This is a genomic window from Metabacillus litoralis, assembly GCF_020524045.1.
Lineage (GTDB): Bacteria > Bacillota > Bacilli > Bacillales > Bacillaceae > Metabacillus > Metabacillus litoralis_C.
The window spans coordinates 235,417-248,935 of the sequence record NZ_JAIVKL010000002.1; the positions used below are offsets into that span (position 1 = coordinate 235,417).

Annotated in this window: 13 protein-coding genes; 4 read left to right on the plus strand and 9 right to left on the minus strand. The window is 33.0% G+C overall.

Features of this window, described 5'->3' with window-relative positions:
* Positions 1–156: 156 nt before the first annotated feature.
* The 4 genes from LC076_RS04550 to LC076_RS04565 form a co-directional block, all read right to left on the minus strand.
* Complete coding sequence (locus tag LC076_RS04550; protein ID WP_226666530.1) at positions 157–762, minus strand: alpha/beta hydrolase; 606 nt, start codon at positions 760–762, stop codon at positions 157–159.
* A gap of 13 nt (positions 763–775) precedes the next feature.
* Positions 776–1,750, minus strand: coding sequence for a ring-cleaving dioxygenase (locus tag LC076_RS04555; protein ID WP_226666531.1), 975 nt, complete (start codon positions 1,748–1,750; stop codon positions 776–778).
* A gap of 410 nt (positions 1,751–2,160) precedes the next feature.
* Positions 2,161–2,787, minus strand: coding sequence for a YitT family protein (locus LC076_RS04560; RefSeq protein WP_226666532.1), 627 nt, complete (start codon positions 2,785–2,787; stop codon positions 2,161–2,163).
* 372 nt (positions 2,788–3,159) lie between these two features.
* Positions 3,160–4,113 (minus strand): rhodanese-related sulfurtransferase, encoded by a 954-nt coding sequence (locus LC076_RS04565; RefSeq protein WP_226666533.1) that lies wholly within the window; start codon positions 4,111–4,113, stop codon positions 3,160–3,162.
* A gap of 340 nt (positions 4,114–4,453) precedes the next feature.
* Here LC076_RS04565 and LC076_RS04570 point away from each other — a divergent pair, with 340 nt between their 5' ends.
* Positions 4,454–5,500: a PQQ-dependent sugar dehydrogenase gene (locus LC076_RS04570; protein ID WP_226666534.1), complete on the plus strand. Its 1,047-nt coding sequence runs from the start codon at positions 4,454–4,456 to the stop codon at positions 5,498–5,500.
* 173 nt (positions 5,501–5,673) lie between these two features.
* Here the strand turns inward: LC076_RS04570 and LC076_RS04575 are convergent, their stop codons facing one another.
* The 4 genes from LC076_RS04575 to LC076_RS04590 all read right to left on the minus strand — a co-directional run bounded on the left by LC076_RS04575 (position 5,674) and on the right by LC076_RS04590 (position 9,000).
* On the minus strand, positions 5,674–5,994 hold the full coding sequence (locus LC076_RS04575; protein WP_226666535.1) for an 8-amino-7-oxononanoate synthase: 321 nt from the start codon (positions 5,992–5,994) through the stop codon (positions 5,674–5,676).
* A 10-nt stretch (positions 5,995–6,004) separates the two neighbouring features.
* Positions 6,005–6,907: an HD-GYP domain-containing protein gene (locus tag LC076_RS04580; RefSeq protein WP_226666537.1), complete on the minus strand. Its 903-nt coding sequence runs from the start codon at positions 6,905–6,907 to the stop codon at positions 6,005–6,007.
* Positions 6,908–7,380: 473 nt separating this feature from the next.
* Positions 7,381–8,022 (minus strand): DsbA family oxidoreductase, encoded by a 642-nt coding sequence (locus LC076_RS04585; RefSeq protein ID WP_226666539.1) that lies wholly within the window; start codon positions 8,020–8,022, stop codon positions 7,381–7,383.
* 333 nt (positions 8,023–8,355) lie between these two features.
* Entirely contained in the window at positions 8,356–9,000 is a 645-nt protein-coding gene (locus tag LC076_RS04590) for a peptidylprolyl isomerase (protein ID WP_226666541.1), read from the minus strand.
* Between the two features lie 174 nt (positions 9,001–9,174).
* On the opposite strand from LC076_RS04590, the gene LC076_RS04595 reads away from it, so the two are divergent.
* The gene (locus LC076_RS04595; RefSeq protein ID WP_226666543.1) at positions 9,175–11,091 is read left to right on the plus strand and encodes a DUF294 nucleotidyltransferase-like domain-containing protein; all 1,917 of its coding nucleotides are present in this window, start codon (positions 9,175–9,177) and stop codon (positions 11,089–11,091) included.
* A 6-nt stretch (positions 11,092–11,097) separates the two neighbouring features.
* On the plus strand, positions 11,098–11,835 hold the full coding sequence (locus tag LC076_RS04600; RefSeq protein WP_226666545.1) for a PolC-type DNA polymerase III: 738 nt from the start codon (positions 11,098–11,100) through the stop codon (positions 11,833–11,835).
* Positions 11,836–11,894: 59 nt separating this feature from the next.
* Here LC076_RS04600 and LC076_RS04605 read toward each other — a convergent pair whose 3' ends face one another.
* Positions 11,895–12,149 carry a hypothetical protein gene (locus tag LC076_RS04605; protein WP_226666546.1) on the minus strand — a complete coding sequence of 85 codons (255 nt, stop codon included), beginning with the start codon at positions 12,147–12,149 and terminating at the stop codon, positions 11,895–11,897.
* Between the two features lie 251 nt (positions 12,150–12,400).
* Here LC076_RS04605 and LC076_RS04610 point away from each other — a divergent pair, with 251 nt between their 5' ends.
* The gene (locus LC076_RS04610; protein ID WP_226666547.1) at positions 12,401–13,408 is read left to right on the plus strand and encodes a hypothetical protein; all 1,008 of its coding nucleotides are present in this window, start codon (positions 12,401–12,403) and stop codon (positions 13,406–13,408) included.
* The last annotated feature ends 111 nt before the right edge of the window (positions 13,409–13,519 follow it).

Genomic DNA, 13,519 nt, shown 5'->3' on the forward strand with positions numbered 1-13,519 from the left:
AAAGCAGCGGCTAGACCCCAAAGTGCGAAGCACGAGGAGGCTTGCCAGCTTCCCGCAGAAAGCGGAGTATATTTCAGTAGCGATGTAACTACACCTAAAATCATTATTCGGTTTCTGTTTTGTTAAAATACTTATGTCCCAGCCTTTTAAAGGGCTTTAAAAATTGTCATTGTACCATTGTTTTGCTTTTACAATCTCTTCTCTTGTTAATTGATGACCTGCTTCTCCCCAGTATTCTGTCACAATTCCATTAGCAGCTTTTAGTGCATCAACCAATTCTGTCGTTTCTGCTTTTGGAATAATTGGATCATTTAAACCTGCTCCAATAAATATTGGTGTCTCCTTTAAATCTGGTATCTCCACTTCTCTTAAAGGAACCATAGGGTGTAACAAAATGGCACCAGCTAAGGCATCTTGATAGTGATACATCACACTTGCTGCAATGTTTGCGCCATTAGAATATCCTATAGCTAATACATTACCTCTGTCGAAATGATATTTTTTAGACATGTCTTCTATAAAATCATATAATTCCTTTGTTCTAAAAACAAGATCTTCTTCATCGAAAACTCCTTCAGACAATCTACGGAAGAAACGAGGCATTCCATTTTCTAATACATTTCCTCGCACTCCAAGTACAGATGCATTTGGTGAGATCATTTCTGCAATTGGTAATAAATCACGTTCGTTTCCGCCTGTCCCATGAAGTAATAAAAATGTTGGTGCATTCTTATCATTACCTTCCTTAAATATATGTTCCATCTTTATCCCTCCTCTAATTAGTCGTCTCTAATGGCTTTAATCGTGCTTCAATTTCTTCTCTTTTATCCTCAAAATAAGGAGGTAAAGCAAGTCTCTCACCGAGATGTTCGAAATCTTCATCACCTTCAAAACCGGGTCCATCTGTAGCTAGCTCAAATAAAATGCCGTTTGGTTCTCTAAAATATAGCGAACGGAAATAATAGCGCTCAACAAATCCAGAGTTCGGTAAATGATGTTCGTTAAGTTTTTCAACCCATTTATTTAATTCATCAACATTTTCTACTCGAAATGCTACATGGTGCACACTTCCTCTACCAGGTCTTTCGCGTTCTAGCATACCTTCTTCTATCACATGTACTTCGGCACCTGTTCCACCTTCACCTGTTTCAAACACTCTGACAAGATTACCATCTTCCCTTTTGAATCCCTGTATTTCACGAAAGCCCATTACATTTTCTAAAACACGAATGGTTCTTTCCGGACGAGATACTGTTAATTGAACTGGACCAAGACCAGTTACACCATACTCTTGCGGAACAGGACTTTTATCCCAAGGAGTACCACCTGCTACTCCTACATTTTCTTCATCAGAAACTAATACTAAACGTTGACCTTCATGATCTTTAAAGAAAAGTTTTGCTCGACCTCCTTCTTTAATTATATCTTCATGGTCAATTTGTAATTCTTCAAACCTTGTTTTCCAATATTGAAGTGCGTTATCATTTTTCACACGTAAAGATGTAGACGTGATACTATTTGTACCTGTATATGTTCTACCTGCACGTGGAATTTCAAAAAAAGTTAAATCTGTTCCTGGATTACCTCTTTCATCTGCATAAAATAAATGATAAACCGATGTATCATCTTGGTTAACTGTTTTCTTAACTAATCTTAAGCCTAACACTTTCGTATAGAAATGATAATTATCTTTTGCATTTGCTGTAAGAGCAGATACGTGATGAATACCTTTTAATGGTTTTAGATTCATATATTACACTTCCTTTACCAGTGTCTTAATATCTCAATTACAATAATCTTGAATTCAAGATAAATTATAGAGAATTCATAGATTTCTGTCAACACATCTACTCAGGTTAATGAGTAAGGTAAAAAAATTCGAAGTACATAGATTATACTCGGACAGAACTAAAGGTATAGACAATACTCTTTCTACAAAATGACTTTTTGATTTATAGCTCAGAAAAAGGAATTAAATTTCCCCGAGAACCAAGCGATGAAGCTATACACATATTTATGATATTCTGACATTGTTGAATCACATCATTATGTCCTTGCAAACTTTGTTGATCCATTTGTACTGCCTCTCCCTTTCCTTATATACTTTAGAAAGGTGATAAAAAACTACTCTAAATTGTTTCCAATCTAGAGTAGCAGTTATTAAGATCTTGCATGTTGACTAATCAATTGTTCTTCTTGAACTCTTTGCATTTCTTTAATCGGCGATTTCTTATACCGACCGATAATGCTACTTGCTATAAAAATGCAAAAAATAGATAATAAGCCTTTATACCAGCCAACTAAAGCAACTGCAAACAAGATAATAAGAGAGTCACAAAGAAACAAAACAATTCCTCTATTTACTCCAAATTTCTTATCAATATACAGCCCTAAAATATGAATACCACCTAAAGATGAACCGTTATTTAATACGAAAGTAACACCAAATCCAATGAGAAGACCTGCTATTATTGCAGCCAATACAATATTTAAGTCAAAAGCAGGTATTAACACATCAAGCCATTCTCGAATAAACGAAATACCTGTGATTGATAATAAACTTGAAAAAGTAAACCATTTTCCTAGCTCTTGTATGGAAATAAAGAAGAAAGGTAGATTAACAATAAAAAATAATACACCCCATGAAATGTTTGTGATATATGTTAATATGGTCGCAATTCCAGCTGTACCTCCAAAAGTTAATAAACTATTTGAAAGAATTTTTATACCTAATGATGTTAGAACCAGTCCAATTGAAACAAGCAGTAATGTTTTTATTAGATTCATATCTTTCCTCCAATGAAAAAAACGTCTCCTTCTAACTTATAACATGGCACTAGGAAAGGTCAATAAGCTGGGAATTATTCCGAATCTTACGTTTATTTTTAAAAAAATGACAGTTTCATGTAACTGGATAGGTGAATTGGCAAGAAGTTTTACTAAAGAGTATTCCTGTTGGAGTTTCCTAGATACTCGAGACACAAAACTAAAAAAAGCATTCTTTATAAAAAAGTCAAAACCACCTATCACAATCTATTAGGTGGTTTTGACTTTTTTATTATTATCTTTTGTTAGCATCATAGAAATGTAACCTATAATCATTCATTTAACAAACCGATCATACGAACTAGCTTATCCATTACACTTATTCTATTATACTTATTCTATTATACTTAAGGCAGCTACTCTCTCTGTTACTTGTTCATTCGATAACCCATGTTCTGTTACATAACGATTACGTTCATGAACACGACATTCATGACTACATCCTCTTAAGTGCTTATGTTCATTTTCTTCAGAGCAGAGAATTTTTTTATTACATTCAGGATTTCCGCAGTTAACAAAGCGCTCACAAGGTTCACCTGAATAATAATCTCTACCTACTATGGTTGGTTCAACTCGGTTTACAGGTACTATAAGACGCTCATCGAATACATAGCACTGGCCTTCCCAGTCTTTACCTTGAACTTCGGGGTCTTTTCCGTAAGTAACAATTCCACCATGTAATTGTGCAACATCATCAAATCCTTCTTTACGTAACCAACCGGAAAATTTTTCACAACGTACTCCCCCTGTACAATACGTTAAGATTTTTTTCCCTTCAAATTGTTCTTTATTTTCTCGAATCCAATCTGGCAGTTCCTTAAATGTATTAATATCAGGTAGGATGGCATTACGGAAATGTCCTACAGAATATTCATAGTCATTTCTAGCATCAATAACAACTGTATCTTCATGTGTCATAGCTTCGAGAAATTGCTTTGGACTATAATATTTACCAGTAAGCTCTAGAGGGTTAACGTCCTCTTCTAAACGAAGCGTCACAAGCTCTGGACGATGACGGACCTTCATTTTCTTAAAAGCATGTTCATCTTCTTCATCTATTTTATAAACCATGTTTTCAAAGCGCTCATCTTCTTTCATGAACGCCATATATTGGTTCGTTTGCTCAATTGTGCCTGAAATTGTCCCATTTATTCCTTCTTGAGCAACTAAGATTCTCCCTTTTAACCCTAGATTGTTACAAAATTCTAGGTGTTGCTTAACAAACTCTTCAGGATGATCAATAGTAACATAATGATAATACAATAAAACTCGATATTCTTTTGACATACACTTTTCACCCACTATATTATATTTGCAAGATATACATACAGAGATGGTTCTTGCTTTTAAATGCTTCATTTTTTATAAAATGTAACAACTAATTAAAACAGATTATCGCTAAAATTTCAAATGGAAAATTGTTAAAATCAAGCTAGTATAATACATAGCTGCTCAAATACCCTTCCTTTGCTATTTAATGATCGTTTAATACCCAATGTATTTTTCGTTACAGATTTGCTAACAACAAAGTTTTCTTTATGGTGTCTTTTAGATTTTGATTACATCCTTAACTCTTGTTATGATTAGCACAAATGAAAATTTCATTAGTAGGAGGAGTGAGTAAATAATGAAAGTAGTTCTCTACGTTATCATAGTAGGTCTCTTATCAGGCTGTACTTTTGGGGATAACTCTAGCAACAAAGAAAGCATTGAAACTTCTAGCGCAGCAGTTGAAGTTTTAGCAAAGAACTTAAATATTCCTTGGACCATTGCTAAACAAAATGAAACATTTTACTTGTCTCAACGCAATGGGGAAATCATCGAAATCTCTTCAAATAAGAAGATTTCACAAAATGTAGCTGTTACGAAAAATGTCCATCACGAAGGTGAGGGTGGTTTGCTTGGTTTTATCTTAGCGCCCGACTTCGAAACTACTAATCATGCTTATGCTTATCATACATATAAGGACGGAAATCAAATAAAAAATCGAATTGTCCTTTTAGAAAAGCAAGATCAAACATGGATTGAAAAAGATATAATATTGGAAGGTATTCCTGGGGGAAGAATACATAATGGTGGCAGAATAAAAATTGGACCAGATAACATGTTATATGCAACAACAGGTGATTCAGGTAACTCCAGTTTATCTCAAGATAAAAATAGTTTAGCTGGAAAAATACTACGAATGACCTTAGACGGAAATATATCAGATGATAACCCATTTCCTAATTCTTATGTATTTTCTTATGGACATCGCAACCCTCAAGGATTGGCCTGGGATGAGGCAGGAACGTTATATAGCACAGAGCATGGTCAAAGTGCACATGACGAAATCAATTTTATTAAACCCGGATCAAACTACGGATGGCCTATCATTGAAGGCGATGAACAAGCTCGAAATATGGAGTCACCCATTTACCACACAGGTGAAGTCACATGGGCACCTTCTGGTATTGATTATTCAAACGGTAAACTTTACATAGCAACATTAAGAGATAGTAAAATACGAAGCTATGATTTGTCAACTGAAGCTGTGGAGATTGTTCATCAAAACAATGGAAGAATGCGTGACATTTCTATTATAGATGATGTTTTATTTACAATTACGAATAACCGAGACGGTCGTGGAAATCCTTCAAAGGATGATGATCAATTATTAAGATTAAAATTATGAAGTCTAAAAGTGTCATTTTTAATGAGTTTACAGCTCAAGCATGTGAAAAAACACTTACATAGATAATAAATGAAAACAAAAAATCCCTCTTTATCAAATTTAAATCTTTGATAAAGAGGAATTTTCCAAAAAAGAATTTGAACTAGCTTTGTTCATAGCTCAAGGCGCTTTTCCTAGAACATTGGAACTGGAGGATCGATTCCTAGTACAGGTTTACCATCTACCGTTAACCAAATATAGTAGTGATCGATTTCTGTATTTAAACGAGCTTCAATTTTACCGATTAACTTTTCTTGAAATTCAAAGCTCATTTTAGCTGTTTCTTCACCAAGCGGGATGTTTTTCAAACCAATTAAATCAGCTATATATCTAGCATCCTCGTAACTTACTTCTACATATTTATCATATTCTGGTAGATATGCAGCTTTCGCAGGTGTAACTGTAATTAAGATAACAAAAAGTAATGCAGCTAAAATTAGTCCTAACTTCTTCATACAATACCTCCTAATTCATATATTTTTGTATTGAAATAAATGCGTCAACTACTTCTGGAAAATACATTGTACCTTTACAACGGGCAATTTCTGAAATGGCCTCTTCTGAAGATTTTGCTTTATGGTAAGGCCTGTCCGTTGTCATGGCATCAAATGAATCCACAACAGAAATAATTGAAGCTTCAATTCTAATTTCATCTTTTGATAACCCATAAGGATATCCTTTTCCATCATAACGTTCATGATGCTGTTCAACGATTTCACCAACACTTTTAAGTAAAGGGAGTTTTGTTTCTTCTAATAACTGCCTACCATAAATTGAGTGGTTTTTCATTGTCTGCCATTCTTCCGCTGTCAGTTCTCCTGGCTTCAGTAAAATTTCCAAAGGGATTTTCACTTTGCCGATATCATGAAAAAAAGAGGCCATATTTAATCGAAGTAATTGTTGTGAGTCTAACGCTAACTTCTCCCCTACTAGCATTGATAGTTTACTAATTCTACCACAATGATCACTTGTATAGCCATCCTTTTGTTCAATAGAAATAGCTAGATTTACCAAATCTCTTGAAATCTGACTATACCGATGAAACACTGGTTGTGATGAAACATACAGAAACTCTGTCGTACCAACTGATTGAAACACGTAATGTTCTGTAACAGGATTACGATAAAATGAATCGCCTGCTTTATATAAAGTAAATCCTTCTTTTGTTAGTAGCTTTAATTCACCTGATAAGATGAATAAATATTCAAGAGCTACCCATCCTTCTTCAGGTTCTAGTGCCCATCTAGTGTCTGGATCAAGCTTATGATGGATTATTTCAGTAGAATCAGCTGAAGCAATAAGTGATATTGTTAAACCCTTCATCTGAACGGTTTCGATAAAATCCTTTTTATTAGCTAATTCTTTCATATACCTCACTTACTTTCCTTTTTTCTTCACTCTATTATATTAGACCTTTCATCTTTCGACTAGATAATTTATAAAAAATGAATATTATACCATATTTATATTGGAAAAAATATATAAAATACACTATTTTTTAACATTTTAGTAGTTAATAATACCCTTTGATGAACACTACATTTTCCTCATGTTTTTTTTGGATTGTTCTTTTGAAAATTAGTAGTTTTAGATTTAACACTTTGTTAATAAACCTGAATCTATGAAAATTATGCCTTTAATAAGCTGCGCAAAGAAATACCTTCGTGACAACCATCTCATGCGGAGAGTCACAGACCTAGTCTCGTCTTTGAACATGTCGGTCGTTGAGCTTTTCATTATTCTTGCCTGTAACGAAAAATCAACATCAAAGCTAACAAACTTCTAGTAAAAGAAAAGGAATAAAAAAAGGTCCTTCAGAGAATCTCTAAAGGAACCATTCTTTAGTTGCTATCTTCTTGTTTAACTTTTTCTAATACCTCTAAAAACACTTCGATTGGCTGAGCACCTGAAATTGCATATTTTCGGTTAATCACAAAGAAAGGTACGCCAGTAACACCAATTTGTTGGGCATCATTTTCTTCTTGACGAACTACATCTTCAAAAAGATTACTAGCTAACATCTCTTTTACTTCTTGTTCATTTAAACCGATCTCAACAGCAAGCTGTATAAGTGTAGAATGATCTGCTATATGCTTAACTTCTGTAAAATATGCGTCAAATAGACGAACGACCATTTCGTTTTCTTTTCCATTTTTCTTTGCGAAGTGAATTAATCGGTGTGCATCTAATGTATTTGTTGGCTTAACTTGATCAAGATGATATGTTAAACCTACTTCTTTTGCCTGCTCTGTTAATTGGTTATTCATTTTGACGATTTGTTCTTGTGATGTATTATACTTTTTTGCTAGTAATTCAACATAATCCCCCTCTGAGTGAATCGGCGCCTCGGGATTAAGTTCAAAGCTTCTGAATATAACATTCACATCTTCATTATGAGGAAATTGTTTCAGTGCTTCTTCCAATCGTTTTTTTCCGATATAACAAAACGGACATACAATATCCGACCAAACTTCTATATTCATGTAAAATTGCTCCTCTCATTATACAAACAATATTTTCTCATTTTATCAACTCTTATTATTTCTAGTAAAGAAATTTGCCTAGTTTATTGTCGTCAAGTAAAGTGACACTATTTAAATCAAAACTCCTCTAAACTTTGTTATTGATATCCGTCTTTCTGGAAGTTTCTTCGGAACTCTCGCCTCTGTAGTTCTCCCTTTGACACGCTTCTATACGTAGAAGTTACTTTTGTTTACTTCAATCAACAAAGTTCTAAAAACCAACACCGAGCATTAACATAGCTTAAATAAAAAAACAGTCATCTCTTATTGAAATCAACTGTTTTTTAATATTCTTTATTCGATTTTTTCTGGTTCTGGATAGTCGATTCCAAATGTTTCAACTGTTACTTTTTTCATTTTTTGTTCTTCAAGAGGCTTGTCTGCTTTATCAGTTTTGACATTCACAATTGAATCCACGGTATCCATGCCTTCAGTTACTTTTCCAAATGCAGCATAATTTCCGTCTAAACTACTGCTATCAGCGACCATGATGAAAAACTGTGAACCCGCAGAATCTGGTGCTTGTGATCTTGCCATTGAAATAATACCTCTTTCATGCTTCAAATCATTTTCAAAACCATTTTCCTTGAATTCACCTTTAATACCATAGCCCGGTCCACCTGTACCTATACCTTCTGGGTCACCACCTTGAATCATAAAATCAGGTATCACTCTATGAAAAATAAGACCATCATAAAAACCTGATTCAACTAAAGAAATAAAATTATTTACCGTATTCGGTGCAGTATTAGGATATAATTCCATCTTAATTTCTTCATTATTTTCCATCACAATCGTGACTATAGGGTTGTCCTCAATTTTTTGAGTAGGTTTTGTACTTCCATTACTATTACTAGTTGTATCGTTTTTTGCTGTTCCACAGCCACCTAAAATGATAATAAAAATCAAAACGAAAAAAACAAATTGTTTACTTTTCATGTGTCCTCCATACTCCTCATTCTCTATAAAATAACTTCTCGTCACATTCCAGATGAAATAATATCTTGTTTAGTCATGGAAACATTTTTCATATGTAAAATCATAAGGCTTTTATTCCCATCTAAATTTATGTTACCGTTAAATTATACATGATTAAGTAAGGTGGTGTCTAATATGGCAAATACAGAATTAATGCATCTTTTGAAAGATTACTACCCATTTACACTTTTGACCGAATATCAGCTTCAAGATATGACAGATAAAGCAAATCAAACGTCATTTTCCAAAAACGAATTTTTATTGCATGAGGATGAAACTGCAGAAAACTTAGATTTATATTTTCTAGTATCTGGTTTAGCTAAAAATATTTTACATCAAGCAAATGGAAAACAAATTTCCCTCCGCTACTACTACCCTGGTGACATCATTGGCTTAATGGTGATGTTTACGAGTGGAGAGTTGAATTTTTCAGTTCAAGCTTTAGAGGATTGTACCGTATTCAAACTTAATAAAACACATTTTTTTGAAATCATGACAAGAAACAATGAGTTTTCCAAAGTAATATGGGAAAGCATTGGTGAGCGGACAAAAGCTCTGTATGATGAGATGAAAAATAAAACCATCGATGAAGATGACGAAAATCTTGAACTTTTAAGAACTCGAGTTAACACATTGATGACTCCACCAATATTTATATCTTCACTAACATCAATGAGTGAAGCAGCTGCTATGTTGCAAAAAAATAATGTTAGTGGATTAATTATAAGTGATAATTCCTCCAGGATTAATGGAGTAATTACAAGAGATGAAATCTTAGACTATGTTAAGCAAACTTCACCAGGACGTGATAAGGTAACAGATTGGATGAATAGGTCCCCTTTTACCGTTCACGCAAACTCTTTTTCATTTGAAGCTCTTTCATTTATAAAGAATAAATTTCTTGATTTTATTCCAGTTACTCATAACCAGACAGCTATAGGAGTATTATCAAGTCGCTCTTTCTTAAATCTTGAAGAATCCAGTTATTTAGATATCTCCTTTAATGTGCAAAACTCGCATAATATCCATTCATTAACTAAACAAGGATCATTAGAGAACTTGACATTACAATCCTTTGTACAAGATTTAGTTAATAAAGATAGCTATGCTTATGAAGTTGCTGAAGCCATTACAAACCATAATGATAATTTACACAGACAAATTATTAAACTCACAGTAAATGAAATGAAGAAAGAAGGATATGGAACTCCCCCAATAAATTATTGTTTTATTATAATGGGTAGTCAAGCAAGACATGAACAAGGTTTTCATACTGATCAAGATAATGGGTTGATTTTAAATGATTATGCACATTTACCTAATAAGAAAGCTATAGAAGAATACTTTGAAATTTTCACAAAAAAAATAAACCACCATTTAAGTTTATCTGGTTTCCCAAAATGTACTGGTGGAATTATGGCTCAAGAGAAAAAATGGCGTAAATCATTAACTCAATGGAAAGAAGAAATCCAAACATGGAAAACAGAGCTAGATGCTCAAGAAATACAAAACTTTACGATGTTTTATGATTTTAGACCAATATATGGAGATTTTACATTAGCAGAGGAAATAAGAACTTACCTAACAGATAAAGCGAAGCGATCTAAAACATTACAGCAGTTATTAATGAAGGATGCGTTACGCTATAAAATACCGACTCATCCATTTGGAATTTTAAATTTAAAGCAAAAAACGAAGAAAATTAATATTAAGAAAACGGGTCTCACCCAAATTATCTACTCTATTCGTATCAATGCGATTAAATATGGTGTACAGGAAGTTGGTACAATAAAACGCTTGGATGTGTTAAAAAAAATTCATGCAATGCATCCTAGAGATGTTGAGAATGCTAAAACTGCTCTTCATTATTTGCACTATTACCGATTACAGCAAAACTTACATCAATTAGGAAAAAAACAAGAGGTTTCAAATGAAATCAACATTATGGAGCTTTCAAAAGAGGATCGTATAAAGCTAAAGGAAGCATTACAAATTGCACATCGAATGCAGCAAGTAACAAAAATTAGCTTTAACCGAAACCGGGTGGTGTAGAACAATTTGCCAGATGATTTAAAGATTTTAAAATATTATCTATGGGATCAACTATTTTTAAAATATCATATAAATAAACAAATTCATTTACCTGAACATCGTCAGGCTGAAGTAGCAATTGATGCATTTTTGAAAAGCCAGGATAAATTGAGAAATCAGGCTCTCTCTGAAACTACCTTTACAATATTGGATTTAGAAACAACTGGTTTTTTTCCTAACATAGGTGATGAAATCATATCAATTGGAGCTATTAAAGTTAAAAATTTCAAAATATTATATGATGAGGCCTTCTATACAATTATAAAGCCTATTAATAAAATTCCAAAGACCGTCCAAGAGTTAACAGGATTAGAGCCAGATGTTTTGGATAAGGCACAATCATTTCCGATAGGAATGAAAAAATTCATGGATTATTGTAAAGGGACGATTTTAGTAGCACATCCAGCCACATTTGATATTGAATTTTTAACAACAACGATTAAAAAGTGGCAACTTCCCGAATTTACCCCTGATTTTCTTGATTCACATATATTAGCAAATGATATTTATAAAGGGGAGCGAAATTATTTAGATGATTTGATATCTAGATTACAAATCACTGAAAGAGATCGACATCATGCTTTAAACGATTCGATTATGACAGCACATATTTTCATCCATTTATTAACCTATTATCAAAATCAGAACAGAAAAACTGTCGCAAATCTGCAACAGTTACTGGGAAATGAAACTCCTTTTCCATAATTCTTTATACAGCTAAAAAACAAAGAGGCTGATTATTATTCAGCCTCTTTGTTTTGTTGCTATATTTTTTTAAAAACAGCGGCAATCGAAGACATTTCCCCTGCTCCAGCATTTACAATATGTGAAAAGCCGTAGACACATCCTAGTCCATCTAGGTCAAATAAAGTCATTTCCATAAAATCCTGTGGAAGCTCGTGCAAATGCTTCAAAATAATTTCATTTTCAGATTTAATCACTAAATCCCCCTCCTGTAGATAATGAACAAAAGGATTTGTTTCGATACGACTTTCTAAAGGAATGTTATAAAATTTCATTTAAAGCACCTCACATTTTTTAATTTCAGTATTTTCTGATTATTTATATAATACACGAAAGTTATTCGTTTGAAAACTATTTTTTGAAAATTTTTTTATTAATTAACTTTAGTCGATTCCGTTTGTTTCTTCACAATAAATTGTCTCTATTTTCTTCTAATGAATGTTAATCCCCCCCATTCCTATCAGTAATATATTCCAATTACGATTTAGATTTTCCATGTTACTATGTAAACAAGGAAGTGACATAAATGATCAAAATTCGAATGTTTTTTATTATATTAGTAATATCTTTTCCCTTTCTTGCTAGCTTTGAAACTTACCAATCAAACCATCGTTCTCTTGCACTCTACCAATCACCAGAAGGTATTTTATTCAAAAGTTATTCCTCTATGTGGGATCAAAAAAAATTGATAGATTTATATCATAAATTACTTCAGAACAAACATGGTGAAGAACTTAAACTACTAAGAGTTGTTGAAATTAAGGGAACAACGCTAGATGGTTCCTTGTCAAAGGGTAGTTATGATCCACTTAATAAGACTATTACCCTTTATCAAGGAAATAAATACACAAATCCATCTAATTACCAAGAAACACTTTCCCACGAATATGGACATCATTTTGCATATTATTACTTTCCATCCCATCACTTCCCTCTTTCAAAATGGCAAAAAATGAGAGGACTAGATCTAGTTGAGTTAAGGTGGGATGCATTTTGGAATTATCAAAATAAGTATCACGCGAATTATCCTCAAGAAATATTTGCTGATGATTATGTCTTGTTATACGGAGCTACAAGACAAGTAGATACTGAGGATATCGAGACAAATGAGGCCTTTTATTTGAGAACTGAACATGAAAATCAACAAATTCCGAATGTACTTGAAAATTCAGAATTACATTACCTGTTAGAGAAGAAAACGGGAATAGAAATTGATAAAAGCCGTCTTTTACACTTACCAAAATTTAATGATTATAAAAATGAGATACTTTCCTTCCATATTACAGCAAAAAAAGATATTGCTTATCGATTAAATTTATCGTTAAAAGATTCTAGTGGACTAATCAATAAGCATGAATCTTATCGTATTCATATAAACGAGCCACAAAGCCTTTTAACTTTTGATTTAAATAAGATAACAAACGAAAATCTATCAAAATATGATTTAATTTCAGCTAGTATAGATGTAGTAGATTTAAATACTTCGATAGGGATGCAAACTCAAGAATGGTTCATTAAACCAGAGGATATCTAACAAACAAAGATAAGGCAAGAAAACCTCAAGGCCCAAGTCGGTATAATTAAAGCATAGTTTTTAAGTTATTTGCCGATGTTCATGATTTATTTGCTTTTTCGGCATTTATAT